We start from the raw sequence: 20275 nt of genomic DNA on the forward strand, positions 1-20275 counted from the left end.
TGTATCCACCATCCCAAAGAACGAGGCTCACAACAAAATTGTTCTAAGGTCGGGATGTAGCCTCAGGATATTAATTTCTGTTGCGTTTTACTCAATTTTTAAGCCTTGTTAAGAGTTAAAATATTCCCCGAAAGTTTAAAGACATTCGGGGAAATGTCTGAGTGAGTGTGTGAAGAAAAAGAGTATTCTAATACGTCTTTTGTAAAAATGCTCTTCAAAAAAAGAAGAGTTTACTTTTAGCTCTTGTAAACCTTAATGTGTATTTAAAACCCTAAACCACCAATTGGATCTGTGCCATCCGGGCAGGTACTGCTACAAGATACTGCTATGATTTCTAGATATCCGTTACGCCCCATAACAATGCATCCACAATCATCTGATCCAGGAAGAGTGATGCCTCCTTTCACAGATTTTTGTTGTTCTCTATCCAGTTTTTGAACCTTGTCTAACCTTAGAATTTTTGATAACATATGAATATATATTTAAGTTGGATTTTATATCGCTCTAAACGCCTACAGACTTTTCTTCTACGTTATAATTATGTTCATTTTGAGTTTCGATCATCATACTGGTAAAATGAAAAAATTCATCGTAGCTGTATTTTTTAGGATATATCGATGTATTGATTAGAGAAGCCGGAGTATAAAATAGATTATTTTTTTCTGCCCAATCGGATTGGCTTTTAAGGACTTCAATATGTTGCTCATTGTTTTTTGGAGTACCATATTTCTTGATCCAATTGGTAAATGTTCTGTCTTCAAACCATTCGCCATAAGCTTTAATAAAACTATCAGGTCCTTGAGTGTGATATATTTCCATTAATCTCAGACTTATTTGGGTTGCCTGATTATCAAGATCGTCTAATGATACCTTCAATCTTATAACGATCTGTAATTGTTCACTCATTGTTCTTAACACACGAGCATAGGCTTCAAAAGCACCTTTACAATAACCGCACATTGGATTGGTTAGACTTATAATCTTAAATGGAGCATTAGGGTTACCCAATACAATCTCATTAGTAATAGAGTGATTGTCCTCTATTTTATCAGATATACTTAATAAATGATTAAATATCTGTCTATCACGCTTAAATTGATTAAGCTTTATATTATCATTTTTATACTCTTTATTCTCTACCATATTCTCTTTAACCTGAATATAACCTAATGTAGTTAGAGCAGAAATCATTATAAATGCTGCTATTGAAGCGATTGTGAAATTAAAAGAGAGGCCAAGTAATGCTATAACAATCAACCCGGTTGATATAGCACTAATAGCGATACATATAGCACACCATTTTTTTATAATAAATGCTTGAGAATATATAGAATATCCGATAAAAGGGATTCCGATAAGCGTTGGTAACAATAAGGTGTTATTAAAACCATAAAATAGTTGGTATGCAGTAAGAATACCAAAAAATACAATACTAGCATCTGCTAATGAAAAATTCTTAAATAGTTTTCCGGTATTGTTATTTATTACGTCTCCGCAATTAGAATTTCCGACAGATGTACAAAACTGATGCATAGTATTAGATTGTATACCTAAACTTTCTCTTACAGCAAAAAGACTGAAAACCACACCTGAGATAGATACTATTAAAAACAGTATCTGAAAAATATCAAAAGGCCTAAGTACTAAAGCTATAATTGAACTTACTAATAGTGCTCCAAAAAGAATATTTTGAATTAAAGATTCTTTTGAAAACAAACTGCTTTTTCCGGTATTATGTTCTACTGCTATTACTTTAGGAACCCAAATATCTTTGAATTCATCATAAGTAAATTTCTTGGTATCAAGATCTGTATGTTTTAATTCAATGCTCCCATTTTTATTAATAACAGAAACGATCTCCTCTGCGCTATCCTTTTTTACCAGAGAAACAAAGCTTTGTGGAAGTTGATCCAGGGCTTCTACAGGGACTTCTACGGCAATATTGTCAATATCAAAATAATCCAAAGTATCAGTAATAGATTGAAAACTTGGATAATTAGGGTGTATTTGTAATTGTAATTCTAGATCTTTTTTGTCATAGTTGCTAATTCTATTTTGAATTAGAACAGTTTCAACTATTTTTTCAATACTATTTTTCATGAATCCTTTAAGATGTTTTTGTTTTGTGTGCTTTCTCCTGATAAAGATAGCATAAGTTGATTATCCCCATATCTACTTATAAAACTTTTTTAAACCATACCAGAAATATTTAGAATTCTGTTGAGCCCAAAAAGCTTTGTAAATTAGAGATTTTAAAAGGTATTATCGACGTGGATGTGACATAAAATAAAAACGGATTTGCCGTAATTTTAATTTTATTTTATGTTAATTTTAGGGGTTAAATCATTGTTATTCAATTTTTTAAATTTTTTAAAAACACTCTAAAAATTTAACTTTCAATTTATGTTAAAGTTTCACTCAATACTATGTTTTGCATCCGATACTTCGATTTAGATGAGCTTATTTAATCGATGCGCTTTTAAAAGTTGAACAATAGCTTAATGTCTATTGATTTTGATATTTTTGTGGATTGCTTGGAAATAATTTTAATTAAAAGGTTTGAGAAGAAAGTATATATATCCACTATTGGTATTGATAGTGACAGTTGGTTTTTATTATGTAGAAAAGAATATTGATAAAACTGGTCAAAAGAGTGCTGTTGAGGATACAGAGAATAAAGAATATAGTTTTTTCTATCTTCCAACGTCCACAACTGGTGTTATAGTTTCTCACGATAATTATTCACTATCCTATTCTGAAAAGCACGAACAACCCGAATGGGTAGCATATGAGTTAAAAAAAGAGCATTTGTCTAAAAACGAGTTCAAAAGACCATTTTTTGAAGTTGATAATAAGGTAAAATCTTCTTCGGCTGATTGGAGAAATTATAAAAACTCGGGATATGATAGAGGTCATCTGTGTCCGGCAGCAGATAGAAAGTTCACTTATGATGCTTTTGAAGAAACATTTCTTACGTCGAATGTTTCTCCTCAGAACCATGAGTTTAATGCGGGTATATGGAACGATTTAGAACAAAAAGTTCGGTATTGGGTAAGTAGATATGATGGAGTTTATGTAGTAACTGGAGGAATTTTAACAGATGATCTACAAACCATTGGTTACGAAGCCGTTTCTGTGCCAAAATATTTTTATAAAATAATTCTGGATAAGGGCACTAAAGGCTCGAAAATGATAGCGTTTTTGATTCCCAATGAAGATACAGATAGATCATTAGAAGATTTTATTGTTACTACCAATAGCATTGAAAAGTTAACGGGAATCGATTTTTTTCAAAAATTACCGGATGATCTAGAAAATCAACTGGAAGATTCTACTAGCAAGAAAGGTTGGAAATTCTAAATATTTACCATTCATTAACTCTGTTAGCATCAAGTTTGATGAAAATAAAAAGCAATAAGGTGAAACCCCATAATCCGGATCCCCCGTAGCTAAAAAATGGAAGAGGAATTCCAACCGTAGGAAGCAAACCAGTTACCATTCCGACGTTTACTACAAAATGTAAAAACAGAATTCCTACAACACTATATCCATAGACTCTGCTAAATTGAGATTTTTGGCGTTCTGCTAGATATAAAAGTCTTAAAAGTAAAGCGATAAAAAGTATAACAACAGTAGTTGCTCCAAGAAAACCCCATTCTTCTCCGACCGTACTAAAGATATAATCCGTATGTTGCTCCGGTACAAAACCGCCTTTTGTTTGAGTACCTTCTTTCCATCCTTTCCCTGTCCAACCTCCACTACCGATAGCAATTTGGCTTTGATTTGTGTTATAACCAATACCTTTCGAATCTACTTCCTTGCCCAAAACAATATTGAAACGATCTCGGTGTCTTTGCTCGAAAACATTATTAAAGATATAGTTAACCGAGAAGCAAAATCCCGTGATTACTATAATGGTTAGTAAGTATCTTGAATATTTGGGTTTTTGTTTCCTGTTTTTGATAAGAATCAAAATCATAACCGTGGCAATGCCAACAACTACCCAAAGTGGTGTGAATAATAAGGTTAATATAAAAAGAGCAGCAGCAGCAGCACCAATAATCAAATACATTGCCGCCAGACCTTCTCTGTATAAAGGGAAGAAAAAAGCAGCGTATACCAGCGCGCTGCCGGGATCTGGCTGAGGGATAATGAATAAAGCAGGTAATGCAATAATTAAGAATGCTTTTAATTGATGATTGATCAACTTAATATTTGTTTGCATGTCACTTAAAAACTTTGCCAGAGCTAATGCAGTAGCAGCTTTTGCAAATTCAGAAGGCTGTAATCCTACGGGTCCAAATGCGTACCAGGATGTTGCGCCATTTACGTTCTTTCCAAATAAAAATAAACCAAGAAGTGATGCGAGAGATATGACGAAAATCAGGCCGGCAAATCGTTCATAAAACTTAGTTTCTATCGCTTGAGTAATAATAATTATAATGATACTTAGAATGATCCAATATAATTGTTTTATGTAGGGTTGAGAAAAGTCGGTTAAGGAGAAAGATCCGTCACTATAAGAGGCAGAGTAGATATTACCCCATCCAAAACCAATTAATAATAAAAAGAGAAGTACCGTCAACCAATCTATGGCAACAATTGTTGATCTAGCCATTACTGATTAATTTTAAACGGTTCCCCACTGTAGGGCTTTGCATATTCTTCTTCCAGACTGTGAGAAAGAACCCAATCTTCAAGATCGGTTCTTGAGATAGATCGTTTAATATATTGTTCTATCATTAAACTAGCAATCTTACCGGCGTATCTAGATCCCCAATATCCATTTTCAATAAATACTGTAATTGCTATTTTTGGGTTATTTTTCGGTGCAAATGCAACAAAAACAGAGTGATCTGTAAGTTGCACGCGTTCACCGTTAATTACAGTGTAATTTTCTGCGGTACCTGTTTTTCCGCATATATCTATATCTTTCACTTGCAGTGAAGCTGCAGTACCTTGCACATATACCTGGTGCATTCCTTCAATCACCGGCTCAAAATGTTCTTTGTCTATAGTGGTGTATTTTGGTTTCGTAAAGTTTTCTATTTCTATAGGTTGACCATCAATAGCTTTGATAATATGTGGGGTATAAAAATATCCTCTGTTAGCAATGGCTGCTGTCATATTAGCCAACTGTATTGGGGTAGCCAGTACTTCTCCTTGTCCAATTGCATTTGATATGGTGGCGGTCGGGTACCATTTATATGTTGGATAATTATATTGTTTATTGTAAAATTTAGAATTAGGAATCAAGCCTTTACTTCCGCTTGACAAATCATTTCCCAAATAGTTACCCAATCCGAAACTTTCTACATGTTTTTCCCAGTTGTCTATACCTTCTTGGGGAGTGTCATATTTATTGATGCTTCGCAGGTATACATTTGCAAAATACGCATTACAAGATTGTGCGATTCCAGGTATCATGCTTAGGGGACTTCTGTGTGCGTGGCAACCAAGCTTGGCTTTTTTTCCATATCTGAACCCGTGATTACAAGAGAAACTTTCTTTGGTGTCCACAACGCCTTCTTGTAATCCAATTAATGCAGTTATTGCTTTGAACGGAGATCCAGGAGGGTATTCTCCTTTAACGCCTCGATCAAATAATGGTCTGGAAATAGAGTCATAATGTAATCTTGTATAGTTAGGGGATCTTTTGCGACCCACTAACAATTCGGGCTTGTAACTTGGGGCTGTAATTAAAGTAAGAATCTCTCCTGTTGAAGGATCTAATGCCACAATACCTCCTCGTTTGTTCTCCATTAACTTTTGTCCATATGCTTGGAGCTCTTCATCAATGGTAATAGTAAGATCTTTTCCATTAACGGGAAGTGTATCGTATTTACCTTCTTTGTATGGACCAATATCACGATTAAACCGGTCTTTTTGTATTCTTTTAATTCCTTTTATTCCTCTAAGGTCCTTTTCATATTGTTTTTCTACGCCCTGCATTCCAATAAGATCACCAGAAAGATAGTAAGGATCTTTTTTTATCAATCCGTCATTTACTTCTGCAATATAACCAAGCACGTTAGCTGCATTTACAGTATGATAATCTCTAAGAGATCGTTTTTGAATATAGAACCCATCAAACTTCCTCATTTTTTCTTGTAAATATGCATACTCATCTTTGGTCAATTGGGGAATGACTACTGAAGGTACTCGAGGAGAATATACTCTCGCTTTGTCTAATTGTTTGATTAGTTTATCCTTCGTTATTTTAAGGATAGAACAAAATTCTAAAGTGTCAAAAGGTTTTAGTTCTCTTGGTATAACCATTACGTCGTAGGAAGGTTGATTGGTTACCAAAAGTTTACCGTTTCTATCATATATTGCTCCACGTTGTGGATAATCATATAATACTTTGATGGCATTATCTTCTGACAGTGCTGCGAAAGAAGTGTTATAAATTTGCAGATAAAAGAGTCTGGCAACGAATACGATACCAGTGCTTATAATGATAAGATATAGTAATAATTTTCTCATGAATCTTTTCTTCTAAACAATACCAAAACCAACATAATGACTATGATTGAAAATAGACTAGAAAATAACGATTTTTTTGCGATTAATAGTATATGAGAAAAGTTAAATATTTCTAGTGAGAAAAGTATAATATGATGAGTAAAAACCATTAATGTCACATATGCTAATCGTTGTCCAAAACCAACTTTACTTAACTTAACCGTTTGGAACTCGTAACTTAAGCCAAAAACCGATCTTAGAACTACTGGGCGTAGGTATGCTATAACTATAGAGGCAGCTGCGTGTACACCACCAGAATCACCGAACATATCTATAGTCAACCCTAGAATAAAACTAAGAAAAAGGAATAAGCTTTTGTTTATATTGATAGGTGCTAACAATATAAAAATGATATATATATAAGGGTTTAAATATCCCAGAAAATTAATATGGTTGAGAATGAATACCTGAACCAAAACCAAGCTTAAGAATCTGCCAATATACAAGAGAACACTATTATTCATCTATTTTGGGATTTTCTAGGGATTCAATTTCAGGAGCATCATTACTTTTTATAGCGTATACAAAACCAATATCTGTCATATCATTAAACAGTTGTACATCAATTAAAAAATAGCTTTGATTTTGGTCCAATTCGTAGTTCAATATGGTTCCTATTCCTATTCCTCTCGGAAATATGGTAGAACGACCATTGGTGATAATAGTATCGCCTTTTTGTAAAATTGCTTGTCTTGGTATCGTTTCTAATTGTACGATGTTTGGGTCCTTGCCATTCCAAACTAAGGATCCATATTGATTTGATTTTTTTAGTCCTGCATTAATTTTGGAGTTGCTATTTAAAATAGAAATAACTCGGCTATAGTTATTAGAAGTGTTCTCTACGATGCCAATAATTCCTTTATCGGTAATAACTCCCATGTCTGGTTCAATACCGTCTTTTTTTCCTTTATTGATCAGAATGTAGTTATCTATTTTACTGTAGTCATTCTTAAATACATTCCCTTTTATAAAAGTAAAAGGTTTTTTAAATGAGGTTGTGTCTATAAACGTTGTGGTAATGGTATCTGCAGTTAGCCAACTTATTTGATTACGTAGATCTTCATTTTCTCTAAGCAATCGTTCATTTTCATTTTTAAGTCCGAAATAATTACTGATAGAATATCTCCATCCATAAACCCCTCCTGTTAAGAAATTTGTGGAACTTATAAATTTACTTTTATGGTAACTATGGGATTGTAGTGTTAATATGAGTGATATAAACAATAAAAGCAGAAACAACAGAAAGTTTTTATTCCGTATTAAAAAATTAATAATCTGCTGCATGCTTTATGGGGGTACTAAATTCTAAAAATAATCATTTTGTTGTTTTTAATGATAGATTTACAATTAAAAACAATCAAAGAAACATAACGTAAAAATTAGATTTTAGGTATATGCTTGTTATAATTTCTGAAAACAATTATTTAATCAATACGCTTTTGTAACGATTGATGTTTTTCAGAGTAATTCCTGTTCCTCTAACTACTGCTCTTAACGGATCTTCTGCTATATAAACCGGTAAATCTGTTTTTTGAGACAGTCTTTTATCAAGTCCCCTTAGCATCGAACCTCCACCCGCAAGATAAATCCCTGTATTGTAGATGTCGGCAGCCAGCTCTGGTGGAGTTTGGGATAGTGTTTCCATCACTGCATCTTCTATTCTTAGAATCGATTTGTCCAAAGCTTTTGCGATCTCACGAAACGAAATCTGAACTTGTTTTGGTTTTCCGGTGAGTAAATCACGACCTTGAACATTCATTTCTTCTGGAGGTAATTCTAGATCTTCAGTTGCTGCTCCAATCTGTATTTTTATTTTTTCTGCTGTACGTTCACCTACGTATAAGTTATGCTGTGTACGCATGTAATAGATAATGTCGTTTGTAAAAACGTCCCCTGCAATCTTTACAGATTTATCACAAACAATTCCTCCTAAGGCGATGACAGCAATTTCAGTTGTTCCTCCACCGATATCTACGATCATATTTCCTTTAGGTTGCATAATATCTACACCAATACCAATAGCAGCTGCCATAGGTTCGTGAATAAGATATACTTCTTTACCATTCACGCGCTCTGCACTTTCTTTTACAGCTCGCATTTCTACTTCTGTTATTCCAGAAGGAATACAGATCACCATGCGTAGTGCAGGAGTAAATATTTTTTTCTTCAATGCCGGAATATCTTTGATAAACATGCTTATCATTTTTTCACTGGCATCAAAATCTGCAATTACTCCATCCTTAAGGGGTCGGATAGTTTTTATGTTTTCGTGTGTTTTACCTTGCATCATTGCCGCCTCTTTGCCAGCAGCAATTATTTTTCCGGTAACAATATCACGAGCAACAATAGATGGACTATCGACCACCACTTTATCGTTATGAATAACTAAGGTATTCGCCGTACCTAAATCTATAGCAATTTCTTCAGTAAAGAAGTCGAAAAATCCCATATAAAACAATAAAAAGGGTTAGAATTGAGTAAATGTACTAAAATTAATGTTTAAAATGACGTGTTCCTGTCATTACCATTGCAATTCCGTTGGCATCACAGTAATCTATACTTAATTGATCTTTTATAGAACCACCTGGTTGTATCACAGCTTTAATTCCAGCATTGTCTGCAAGTTCCACACAATCAGGAAATGGAAAGAACGCATCACTTGCCATCACCGCTCCGTTAAGATCAAAATTAAATGATTTAGCTTTCTCCACGGATTGTTTTAATGCATCTACTCTGGACGTTTGTCCGGTTCCACTTGCTAATAATTGTTTTCCTTTAGTGAATACAATTGTATTGGATTTGGTATGCTTGCAAATTTTAGAGGCAAATAATAAATCTTCAACCTGCATATCTGTTGGAGCAACTTTAGTCACTGTATTTAAATCTTCTTTGGCATCAGTTTTTAGGTCTTTATCCTGAACTAAAGCTCCATTAAGACAAGATCGAACTTGTGTCTTTGGTAATTCAATATTTTTTTGAATCAGCATGATTCTATTTTTCTTTCCTTTTAGTATTTCTAAGGCTTCATCAGTATATGAAGGAGCAATAACTACTTCACAAAATAATTTGTGAATTTCTTCAGCAGTGGCTACATCTATTTCAGAATTACTAATTAAGATACCTCCAAAAGCAGAAACCGGATCACCTGCTAATGCATCTACATAGGCTTGGTGAATGGTTGAGCGCTGTGCTAGACCACAAGCGTTGTTATGTTTTAATATGGCAAAGGTTGGGTCTTCTCCTTTAAATTCATTCATTAAATTTACTGCAGCATCTACGTCAAGAAGGTTGTTGTATGATAATTCTTTACCGTGTAGTTTGTCAAACATTGCATCAAAATCCCCAAAGAAAAATCCTTTTTGGTGTGGATTTTCTCCATAACGCAATACTTTTCCTTTGGTTTCGCTAATTTTCAGTGAAGCAATTTCATGATCACTATTGAAATAATTAAAAATCGCACTGTCATAATGAGAAGAAACATTGAAGGCTTTGGCTGCAAAACGTTTGCGATCGGCTAGAGAGATACTACCATTACCTTCCGAAATAATTTCTAAAAATTCTGCATAATCATCAACAGAAGCAACACAGGTAACATCCGCAAAATTCTTAGCAGCAGCTCTAATTAGAGAAATTCCTCCTATATCTATTTTTTCGATAATATCTTGCTCAGATGCTCCAGAAGCTACCGTTTTTTCGAAAGGGTATAAATCAACAATGACAATGTCAATTTGCGGAATTTCATATTGTTCAAGTTCTGCAACATCACTATCGTTGTTCTGACGATTTAGTATTCCACCAAACACTTTTGGGTGTAAAGTTTTTACTCTTCCACCAAGAATTGAAGGATAAGAAGTAACATCTTCTACAGGAATAACTTCGACTCCCTGATCTTTGATAAATTTTTCAGTACCACCTGTAGAATAAATAGTAATACCAAGCTCGTCTAATTTTTTTACGATAGGTGCCAATCCATCTTTACTGAATACAGAAATTAATGCAGATTTAGCGGTTTTTGTGTTGCTCATGACAGTTTTTAGTTAGTAAAACGCAAAAGTAGCAATTTAGTTACCAATTAGACAACCCATTATCAGTAATTGTTTTAGATATTTTGTAACAAAATTACAAGGAAAACGTCCTATCTTTATATTGTTCAAAAAATAGCATATGCTTATCTATCTTAGAGTACTAAAAGAGAGTTTTAATTTTGCAATTAATGCGCTTAGAAACAATAAATTAAGAACTTTTCTTTCTTTGTTAGGAGTAACCATTGGTATTTTCTCCATCATTGGGGTTCTTGCCGCTGTTGATTCTTTGGAGAAAGAAATAAAAGGAAGTATCAGTTCTCTTGATAATAGTACCATATATCTTACTAGAATTTCTTTTGGTCCTACGCAGGTTCCGGATTGGAAAAGAGAACAATTTCCTGATGTAACTTTTGAAGAATACCAATATGTTAAAAGAACTATGCCTGATCTAAAAGCGGCTAGTTTTTTATTGAATGTAGGTCAGGAAACTGTGAAATACAATGATAAAAGTATTAGTAACGTGGATATGATACCTGTTACTAGTGATTATTATGATATAGAAGAATTACAGGTAGTTAAAGGAAGATTTTATAATGAGCAGGAATCCGTTGGAGGCGCACCGGTTATTGTAATTGGAGACGAAATAGCAAATAGTTTGTTTGGATCAAACGACCCTATTGGCAAAAAAATCCGGGTTTATGGCAGAAAGTTTACTGTAATAGGGGTTTTAAAGAAAGAAGGTAGTGGTCTTTTCGGAGGTTCTAAAGATACTGCAGCAATATTACCGGTTAATATTGTGCGAAGAATTTATGGGGATAATAATAAATTTACATTTCCTATGATTATTATTAAACCTGAATCTAGTAGTGATGTTCCTGAATTTGTCGCTTCACTTACTCAAAAAGTTAGGTCTTATAGAGGGCTAAAACCTGATGAGATTGATGATTTTTTTATAAATCAACTACAAGGTTTTACTGATTTTATAGATAACATCACGGGAACTATGTCCAAAATAGGAGGATTTATCGGTATGTTTTCGCTTTTAGTAGGAGGTTTTGGTATTGCTAATATCATGTTTGTTAGTGTAAAGGAACGAACAAATCTAATAGGAATCCAGAAAGCATTGGGAGCTAAAAGAAAATTTATTTTGCTTCAATTTTTATTTGAAGCGGTGATACTTGCGGTTTTCGGAGGTTTAATTGGATTGATTTTGGTTTGGCTAATATCAAAAGGAGCTTCTAGTATGACTGGAGATTTCGAATTTATACTTTCAACTTCTAATATGTTTTGGGGGATGTTTTGGTCTACCTTAATAGGTTTGATTGCCGGGATTTTTCCAGCGTGGATGGCAGCAAAACTTGACCCGGTAGAAGCTATCAGAACCGGTATGTAACGTGCCTTTTGGATTACATAAATCTTGATAATAGGTAAATATTCATGCCTAGAGCGATCAATATGATTACCAATACGGCAACGGGGATTACTTTCATCATTATATTTCTTTTTTTATTTGGGGTCATTATATCTAATATCATAGTTCAAAGATACTAGGAATCAGAGGGTAACGAAATAGGTAGAAATACTTGATTATGATAATGAGTGTTTATTAGTGATCCGCCGTGGCGGATGAAAAGTTGCATAGCAATGCATTCAAAATAGACTGTTGAACTAATCCCACTTTTTCAGCAGAATCTCAGGTCTAATTGCATCGTGGTAGTTTATTAAATAAACAAGCCAAGGTTTAACCTTGGCTTGTTAGCTATTAATAAAAAAATAGTTTATTGTTTGATTACTCTCTTTGTTGTAGAGCCTTTTTCAGAATATACTGTCATTAGGTATAAACCAGAACGAATTGAAGAAATATCAATAGTATGTGTCATACTACTTGCAGTTAGTTTCTGAGAAATAATTAATTTACCTTGGATATCAAAAATTTCAGCTCGTTGTAAACCTAAACTAGTTTCTCCTGATATATTGATATTGTCACTGGATGGAATTGGATAAATAGTAAGTCCATTCGCTAGTATTTCATCATTAATATTTAATAAGTTATCATAATCAATACTAAACTGTGGAGCAGCTATATTTCCATTGCCACCACTATCTAATGCAACATCTGCATTAATATCTACCGTTATCGTTAATGGTCCAGCGCCAGAGGGAGTGATGTCAGCAGTATATGTAGTTCCGGAACCGGCGAAATTACCTGGCGTTCCGTTTCCAACAATAAGGTCAGTTATTTCAAATCCAGTAACGCTTTCAGAAAAAGTAATGGTTACAGGTATTGGATCGGCTCCAGTAGGTCCAGGACTTTCTGTAGAAGTTATTGTAACACTAGGTCTTATTGTTTCTTTAGTTTCTGTATCCGTTGCAGCACTACCAGTATTTCCATTAACATCCGTAAGCGTAACGCTTAAAGTTATGGTACCATCAGCTAATCCACTTAGATCTATTCCTGTAATTTGATCAGTAGCTGTTGCGATAACTCCAGAACCAGTAACGGATCCTGCACCACCAGAGGAGGTAAAAGTATAGTTGTACGTAGCTCCAACTTCTGCTGAGGAGAACGTATAACTTACCACATTTGCGCTTCCTGAATTAATAGGACTTTGATCTATGGTTACATTGTATCCTGTTGGTGCTCCTGTATCTTTAGTTTCTGTATCGGTTGCTGCACCACCTGTATTTCCAGCATCATCCGTAAGTGTAACACTTAGAGTTATAGTTCCATCAGCTAATCCACTTAGATCAATTCCGGTGATTTGATCAATAGCAGTTGCGATAACACCAGAACCGGTAACCGATCCTGCTCCACCCGAAGAAGTAAAAGTATAATTATACGTTGTGCTAACTTCGGCGGCTGCAAATGTAAAGCTTACAGCTGTTTCGTTTGTAGAGTTAATAGGAGCTTGGTCGATAAGTGCGGTATATCCACTTGGTGTCATTGAATCTTCGATAATTGTAGGTACATCTACATCATTAGAAGTATTTCCTGAAATATCTTCTGCTTGTACTACAAAATTATTGTCACTATCAGCGGTAAGGTTTACAGAAAAGCTCCAAGCATTTCCAGTTACCGTTGCTGACCCTAAGGAAGTTGTATTGTCCGCCATTCCGTCGTTATCATTATCCGCATAGGCATGTACTGTAACACCATTTTCTGTATGTGTACCAGCAATTGTTTGTGTAGCTGTATTTACTGTGATAGCAGTTGCTGGTGTTGTTACAACAGGATCAACAGGAGCTGTAGTGTCCTGACAAAATTCAAAATTATCAATTGCTAAATATACAAAGAACGTAAAAATTTCAATTTCAATTTCATCAACGTCAACAGTACTGAAGTCAGACGCTCCTGCGGTTGCAAAATCCACTTGAAAAAACCCATTGTTGCCTTGGCTTACATTTGTAGGGAAAGCTGTATTTCCGCTATTTAGATCAAATGAGAATACTGTTGCGCCAGCCACTTTTCCTCTTATGGTTAGTGTACCATCATCTGTAGGGGCAAGGCCAGTAGCTCCGGATGATACATACACAAACATCGTATTCGCTGTGAATAACGAATTGTCAGTAGTTGTTATAGAATATGCGCCTGCACCACTCCCTTCGTTATCCAGAAATAGGTCGGATCCATTGATACCTGCTCCGTTCTGGTTAAATACATCTAGACCATTAGTCAAGGTAAAAGGAACTCCGTTACTGGTAATCGAGGTGGCTCCCACGGTAAATGACTCAACATCTTCTACAAAACAGTCGGATACTATGTGGTTTTCACCAGCGGTAAAAGCTGGCGGGCCACTATTCATTAAAGCATCCTGAATATCTGTAGCAGCATTTAAATCGATACTAATGGTTCCTTGTCCTGCAATATTATCTACAGTTACTGTATATATATTGTTGGATCCGGTTATACTAGAAATAGAACCACTTGTTCCACTTGTATCCAAGGTAAAATCATCTGTAGTAACATTAGTAACATTTTCATTAAAGGTAACTATAAAATCAACAGAGGTGTCTATCGAGGTTGGATTTCCTGCCACTGCAATACTGAGTACTTCAGGTGCAAAAGTATCGGTAGTACCTTCTTCACAAAATTCGAAATGATCAACAGCTAAGTATACAAAAGAACCTCCGATTACAATTTCTAATTCATCAATATTGGTAGTTGTATAATCAGATGCCCCTTCAGTTGCAAAGTTGATATTAAAGAAACCATTGTCACCATTAGCTAGTGAAGTAGGAAATCCGGTTGTTTTTGTTATTGTGTATACCGTGGCACCAGCGACTTTACCGTTGATTGTCAATGTTCCGTTATTAGTAGGAGGTGTTCCACTAGCGTTAGAAGAAAGGTACAGATCCAAAGTATTCATAGTGAATAACTCTCCACCAGTTGTTTCAATTGTGTAAGAACCTGCACCAATACCTCCATTATCAAGATATTGATCGGACCCACTAGCACCAGCCCCTCCAAGATTGAATACATCTAAGCCACCAGTAGTCATAAATGGAAGTCCATTACTTCCAAAAGCACTATCATTAACATTAAAGTTTTCAAATGATTCTAAAAAACAAACGGAAACGTTATGGATCTCACCAGCTGTAAAAGCAGGAGAATTACCATTAGTACCATTCCCATTACCCAAATCATCTGTTATGTCTGTATTACCATTGAGATCTATGCTTAGAGTACCTTCTCCGGAAATTCCGTTTACAGTAACCGTGTGTGTTGTTCCACTACCACTTATTGCGGATATGGTACCCATAGCCCCACCAGTGATATCTAAAGCAAAATCATCTGTAGTAACGTTGTTTGCATTTTCATTGAAGGTTACAATGAAATCAACGGAATCAGCCGTGGTTGGTGGTGTACCACTTCTAGTAATGCTGGATACTGCAGGAGGGTTGGTGTCAGCAACCACCTCTTCTGGACCAAAAGTAAATTCATCAATAGCTATATAGACAAAAGATCCTGTAAGTTCAAACTCTACTTCATCAATATTAGTTAGACTATTATCTGAACCTCCTTCTGTAGAGAAATCTACATTAAAAAAGCCATTATCCGGAGTAAAATCGGTAGGGATACTACCAGAACTAGAACTTATAGTAACTGTAAATTGTGTAACATTACTTTCCTTTCCTTTAATAATTATTGATCCAGATCCACCAACAGTAACACCACTATCTACGGAAAGGAAAATGTCTACATCCTTAAGTGTAAAATTACTTCCGTCTGTAGTTTTAATTGAATTAATGTCTTCAGTAGCTACGCTATTGGAATTGTCTACAAAAACATTGGAACCACTTGCTCCAAAACCAGGGAAACTAGTTTCCGCATCAAATCCGTTTACATCTGTCGTAAATGGTTGACCATTACTGGTGAATGTGTTTTGGTTATCTGCAAGCGACTCAAAAGTCTCTGTAAACTGCCCTTGAGCACAATGTATTCCCAGTACTGTAATTAATAAGAAAGAAAGGTATAACTGTTTCATTTTTTTGATTTTAAATTGTTGATATTTCCCATTTGGGGATATTCTTTATGTTATATTTAATTTTAAATTTAGAGCGTTCTGTGATGTTGTGCAAAGATCCAATACAATAAGGGTTGGTTATTAATGAATCTTCATTCTCTAATGTTGTCCTGTCAAAAACTTTAATCTGTGTATAGATACATATATCTGGGGTTTCTTCATAGTTTTCAGGGATTGACTGCCAAGGACTTTCGAAATAAAAGGATTGATTCTTTGAAATATCTTTATGATCCTTTTTACTAATATTGAATAAGGGTTGAATTATTCGTCTTTTTGTTTCTTTTTCGGTGTTACTAATATAATATTCATCGCTATATTGATTTAAATAGGGCTCTTTGGAAAAAAAAGAATAACCCAGTGATACTTTAATTTCTTCAGGGACCAGAACGCCTCCTTTTATCAGCTGAGGCGCCAGATTATTTGTGATAGCTACTTGAGGTTCCTTCGTCAAGGCATGAAACATTGTTTCTGTAATAATGAGATGCAATGGTTTGTCCTTGGGGTACTTGTACTTAGTGGCATCCGCAGTAATAATTTCAGAAATATAGTTTTGATAATCTAATTCGGAAATTATTGCTCCTACAATATTTAATGAATCTTTATTAACGTCAAGTAATGTGACTGAAATTTGCTCCGTCTTGAAAAAAGAAAGTAATGGTAAAATTAATGGAGCATAAGGGCCACAACCAGCGTATAGGATATTTATTTTAGTTTTAGAGAATTTCGATAGTGTATAGGTGATAGCATTATGAACTCCTTTGATAAATCGGGCAGTCCTTTTATAGTCTTTTAAGCAATCGGCAGCGTTGTCTGTAGAAAGCGCTACCCCGTGCTCAAGGAATATATCCTTCGAGTCACTTTTATCATAGTGATGATTGTATAAAAATTGATCATAGAAATTATGTAGTTCTAACACACTAGCTATTTCATTAGACTCATTAGAGTCCAATAAAAACTGTCCAATTCGGTGTAATTCTTCTACAGGATGTTTGGTGGTTTCTATCATACTATTTTTATAGTGAACAAAGAGAGATTGATTCGTTCTCTCTTTGTTTAGTTGATATTATTAATTTCTTGAAGGGAAAATACCTTGTAAACAAATGATATAATATATTCCTAACCAAGGTTGCATATTATTAACACTTTGGTTTCCTCCTGTGTTCGTAGTCTGAACTGATTGACTATTTAATGTAACATCAGGTGTTGCTGCATTAAAGCCTAAAGTAGGACTAAAAGATCTTCCTGATCCTGTTCCTGGTGTTGCTACAGAGCCATTCGCAGTAGGAGTACTTTCCGTGGCATTTGCCGAGCTCACTTTTACAGATCCAGTATGACTGTGTGCAGGAAGCTGATTTGTAGTAAGAACATTGGTTTCAGTTCCACTACGTTGTCCTAAATTTCTAGGCGTTAATCCTGGACCATTACCTGGACTGATAGGTACACGACCTCTTAGATCTGGTAGTCCAAAGGTAGTTCTTCCATCACCACCATAAGTGGTTCCTAAAATTGAAAATAGTGCTTGATTAGAATTAATAGCTAATAGTTGACCGTCGCAAAATGCCCAAGTTCTTGGTGCAAAATTACCTGCGAACATTCTTATTTCTCCAATGGTTCCTTCCATAATGTTTTGTTTTAAATTAATTAAAAATTTAGTTTCTCGAAGGAAAAACTCCTTGTAGGCATATGATATAGTAACAAGATAACCAAGGTTGCATGTTATTTACAGATTGACCTCCTCCAGTGTTTCCTGTTTGTACAGATTGATTGTTTAATGTAACGTCTGGGGTTGCAGTGTTAAAACCTAAAGTAGGAGTAAAGGATCTTCCTGACCCAGTTCCAGGAGTTGCAATCGATGCATTTGCTGATGGTGTGCTTTCTGATGCATTCGCAGAGCTAACTTTTACAGCGCCGAAATGGTTATGCGCTGGAATTTGAGTAACATTTAAGGTGTTCGTTTCGGTTCCACCTCGCTGTCCTTCTCTGTAAGTGCTTAATCCTGGGCCAGTACCTGGCCCAATAGGCACACGTCCTCTAAGATCCGGCAAAGCCATCGTGGTTCTTCCATCTCCTCCATAAATGGTTCCTATAATTGAAAATAACGCTGTATACTGCGAAATTGGTAATAATTGACCCTCGCAAAACGCCCAGGTTCTTGGTGCAAAATTACCCGCAAACACGCGAACTTCTCCTATTGTTCCTTCCATATTGAACTGATTTTTAAGATTAATAAATTAGTTATTTAGTAATGTTGTCCATTATATGACCGTTTGTTGTTTGTTCCTTAAGCTGGTGGTAAAACAATGCCCTTGTCGCACTCCTAGATGCACATATTTGGTTCCTGATAAGATGCCTGCATCAGAACTAATGGCATTTATTCTTAGTATTTTTCCGTATTTACAGTAGACGTACAATCCTTCTTGTGGATGTGCGTGTACGATTTCACCGGCCGTTTTTCCAAGTAATGGTTGACTATCCACAGGTGAAACTTCTACAATTCTAATCGGTGATCCTTGGTAATAGGTAGTTGCTCCTCCATACTTGGGATTACACGCATTGATCAATTGTTCTATTTCATCTGCAGTCTGTGTCTCCCAATAAATTGTAGTATCTTCTTCTGTAGGTCTTGCATAGTATGCAATGCCTTTATCTGATTGAGGGCTTAGGTTTTTAGGTTCAACTATTAATTCTAAAGCTTTTTTAATAAGTTCTCCAAGCATATAGCTCATCTTAGAATTAGCCATCCCCAATGTTTCACCAGGTATTAATGGAATTGGTTGCTCGATTAAAATCTTCCCGGTATCCCAATCGGTATCCATTTGATGGATAGTAATCGCAGTTTGCTTTTGCCCTTGTTTGATTGACCAGAATAGTGGGTCTGGGCCTCTATTTTCTGGTAATTTTCCAAAATGTACGTTTAAAAAACCATAAGTTGGGATGGTCAGCACCTCTTTAGGAATTTTAATAGAAAAACCACAAACCAATACCAAGTCAGGAGTTTTGTTTTCTAACCAGGTTTTGAATCCTGCCTGGATATTTTGTTTATTAATAAGATACGTATCCAAACCTTCTTTTTGGATAGCGGTATACCAGAAATTTTTTTTAGGATTAGGTACTTCGGATTCTTGAAAACCTACTGCGTCCAAATAATTATCTTTTGATAGATAATTATAGACAGATAGACAAACAGGAAAGCTTCCGATAAGTACGATTTTCATGAATTCATGTTTTATAATTTACCGGAGATGAATCCAGCTTTTCTAATTGAAATATTCGAATGATTTCTACTAATATCCCCATTCACCAAAGCTAAATAGAGTATTAGAAAAAATAAATACGTATAACTACCTGAATTTTGTCAAAAGCGTTAGCAGATAACTGCTATTTGTTTTTTTGAAGAACCTTTTAGGGTGATCGTATTTCCACTTACATTTTTATATGTAAATGTATTTTCTTTTCCAAAAGATGCAGCAATAACTTCATTAGGGGAAATAAACTGAAGTGTATCCAGATTTAATCCAAGGGCATCAGCACTTTTACTAAAGTTTTCAATCAAAGAATTAAATGCAATAGATGTTGGTTCGTTAAGAATATGATGTTTAAATGTTCCTTGATGTTCTATTAATAAAGCAAGTTCCTTAGTTTTAAAACCAATTAGTGGGTTTTTACTGAGTGGAATCGCATAACAGTTTTCGCTTAGTTTAACAATTTCAGCGGGGTTATAACTATATCCTTTTTCATCAAGTTTTTGAAGCAATAGTTTATGTGCTTCTAATGCATGGTAGGATAATGAGTTAACGGGTAGTAGATAAATTTGATCAGAGATTCTATTAAATCCTTTCCCTATGGAAAAAAGAGAAATAGAATTGTCATTTGCAAAAATAGAGGTAGGAGATAGCGATAAAGCACCGGCAGTTAGTGTTCCTGATGCTAGAAAATTTCTTCGGTTCATAAAAAGGGGTATGTAAAGTTCTACAATAGGCTTATTAGGTTTTAAGAGGATAAATAAAGTCTTAATATTTTCTTAAAGCTAAGTAAAAAAATTAACATTTATAGTTTTAAATCCGTTTTTTTACGGCAAAAGAGTAGTTTAATACACTGAATATCAAGGTATTTTCCCCATATAATCTTGAGGAGTGATGCTATTTTGTTGTGATTTACTGCTTTTGTAAAATCTTTTTATAACAACAAAAAAAAGATGAT

The 20275-nt window shown here is 34.9% G+C and carries 16 protein-coding genes; 2 read left to right on the forward strand and 14 right to left on the reverse strand.

Annotated features, from left to right (window positions below):
- Nucleotides 1-263 precede the first annotated feature (263 nt).
- Together ACFSR1_RS14990 and ACFSR1_RS14995 are read right to left on the reverse strand one after the other, a co-directional pair.
- A complete protein-coding gene (locus ACFSR1_RS14990; protein WP_378293836.1) occupies nucleotides 264-470 on the reverse strand; it encodes a hypothetical protein in 207 nt (68 codons plus the stop codon).
- Nucleotides 471-504: 34 nt separating this feature from the next.
- Nucleotides 505-2100: a vitamin K epoxide reductase family protein gene (locus ACFSR1_RS14995; protein ID WP_378293837.1), complete on the reverse strand. Its 1596-nt coding sequence runs from the start codon at nucleotides 2098-2100 to the stop codon at nucleotides 505-507.
- Between the two features lie 459 nt (nucleotides 2101-2559).
- Between ACFSR1_RS14995 and ACFSR1_RS15000 the strand changes: the two genes are divergently transcribed.
- Nucleotides 2560-3360, forward strand: coding sequence for a DNA/RNA non-specific endonuclease (locus ACFSR1_RS15000; protein ID WP_378293838.1), 801 nt, complete (start codon nucleotides 2560-2562; stop codon nucleotides 3358-3360).
- Between the two features lie 4 nt (nucleotides 3361-3364).
- Here the strand turns inward: ACFSR1_RS15000 and rodA are convergent, their stop codons facing one another.
- From rodA to purH, 6 genes are all read right to left on the reverse strand, one after another.
- Nucleotides 3365-4618: a rod shape-determining protein RodA gene (rodA, locus tag ACFSR1_RS15005; RefSeq protein ID WP_378293839.1), complete on the reverse strand. Its 1254-nt coding sequence runs from the start codon at nucleotides 4616-4618 to the stop codon at nucleotides 3365-3367.
- A complete protein-coding gene (mrdA, locus tag ACFSR1_RS15010) occupies nucleotides 4618-6486 on the reverse strand; it encodes a penicillin-binding protein 2 (protein ID WP_378293840.1) in 1869 nt (622 codons plus the stop codon). The genes rodA and mrdA overlap by 1 nt, the downstream gene beginning before the upstream one ends.
- On the reverse strand, nucleotides 6483-6989 hold the full coding sequence (locus ACFSR1_RS15015) for a rod shape-determining protein MreD (protein WP_378293841.1): 507 nt from the start codon (nucleotides 6987-6989) through the stop codon (nucleotides 6483-6485). The genes mrdA and ACFSR1_RS15015 overlap by 4 nt, the downstream gene beginning before the upstream one ends.
- The gene (gene mreC / locus ACFSR1_RS15020; RefSeq protein WP_378293842.1) at nucleotides 6982-7809 is read right to left on the reverse strand and encodes a rod shape-determining protein MreC; all 828 of its coding nucleotides are present in this window, start codon (nucleotides 7807-7809) and stop codon (nucleotides 6982-6984) included. Before mreC ends, ACFSR1_RS15015 begins: the two co-directional genes overlap by 8 nt.
- A gap of 136 nt (nucleotides 7810-7945) precedes the next feature.
- Nucleotides 7946-8974 carry a rod shape-determining protein gene (locus ACFSR1_RS15025; RefSeq protein ID WP_118459234.1) on the reverse strand — a complete coding sequence of 343 codons (1029 nt, stop codon included), beginning with the start codon at nucleotides 8972-8974 and terminating at the stop codon, nucleotides 7946-7948.
- Nucleotides 8975-9017: 43 nt separating this feature from the next.
- Nucleotides 9018-10550: a bifunctional phosphoribosylaminoimidazolecarboxamide formyltransferase/IMP cyclohydrolase gene (purH, locus tag ACFSR1_RS15030; protein WP_378293843.1), complete on the reverse strand. Its 1533-nt coding sequence runs from the start codon at nucleotides 10548-10550 to the stop codon at nucleotides 9018-9020.
- Between the two features lie 139 nt (nucleotides 10551-10689).
- On the opposite strand from purH, the gene ACFSR1_RS15035 reads away from it, so the two are divergent.
- Complete coding sequence (locus ACFSR1_RS15035) at nucleotides 10690-11943, forward strand: ABC transporter permease (protein WP_378293844.1); 1254 nt, start codon at nucleotides 10690-10692, stop codon at nucleotides 11941-11943.
- 385 nt (nucleotides 11944-12328) lie between these two features.
- Here the strand turns inward: ACFSR1_RS15035 and ACFSR1_RS15040 are convergent, their stop codons facing one another.
- The 6 genes from ACFSR1_RS15040 to ACFSR1_RS15070 all read right to left on the reverse strand — a co-directional run bounded on the left by ACFSR1_RS15040 (nucleotide 12329) and on the right by ACFSR1_RS15070 (nucleotide 20024).
- Entirely contained in the window at nucleotides 12329-16036 is a 3708-nt protein-coding gene (locus tag ACFSR1_RS15040) for a beta strand repeat-containing protein (protein WP_378293845.1), read from the reverse strand.
- A 10-nt stretch (nucleotides 16037-16046) separates the two neighbouring features.
- Nucleotides 16047-17081: a hypothetical protein gene (locus ACFSR1_RS15045; protein WP_378293846.1), complete on the reverse strand. Its 1035-nt coding sequence runs from the start codon at nucleotides 17079-17081 to the stop codon at nucleotides 16047-16049.
- A 60-nt stretch (nucleotides 17082-17141) separates the two neighbouring features.
- Entirely contained in the window at nucleotides 17142-17696 is a 555-nt protein-coding gene (locus ACFSR1_RS15050) for a phage tail protein (RefSeq protein WP_378181527.1), read from the reverse strand.
- 28 nt (nucleotides 17697-17724) lie between these two features.
- Nucleotides 17725-18279 carry a phage tail protein gene (locus tag ACFSR1_RS15055; protein WP_378293847.1) on the reverse strand — a complete coding sequence of 185 codons (555 nt, stop codon included), beginning with the start codon at nucleotides 18277-18279 and terminating at the stop codon, nucleotides 17725-17727.
- A gap of 51 nt (nucleotides 18280-18330) precedes the next feature.
- Nucleotides 18331-19290 (reverse strand): methionyl-tRNA formyltransferase, encoded by a 960-nt coding sequence (locus tag ACFSR1_RS15060; protein WP_449224258.1) that lies wholly within the window; start codon nucleotides 19288-19290, stop codon nucleotides 18331-18333.
- Between the two features lie 149 nt (nucleotides 19291-19439).
- Nucleotides 19440-20024 carry a hypothetical protein gene (locus tag ACFSR1_RS15070; protein WP_378293850.1) on the reverse strand — a complete coding sequence of 195 codons (585 nt, stop codon included), beginning with the start codon at nucleotides 20022-20024 and terminating at the stop codon, nucleotides 19440-19442.
- Nucleotides 20025-20275 lie beyond the last annotated feature (251 nt).

The organism is Aquimarina rubra, from assembly GCF_042684305.1.
Taxonomy (GTDB): Bacteria; Bacteroidota; Bacteroidia; order Flavobacteriales; family Flavobacteriaceae; genus Aquimarina; species Aquimarina rubra.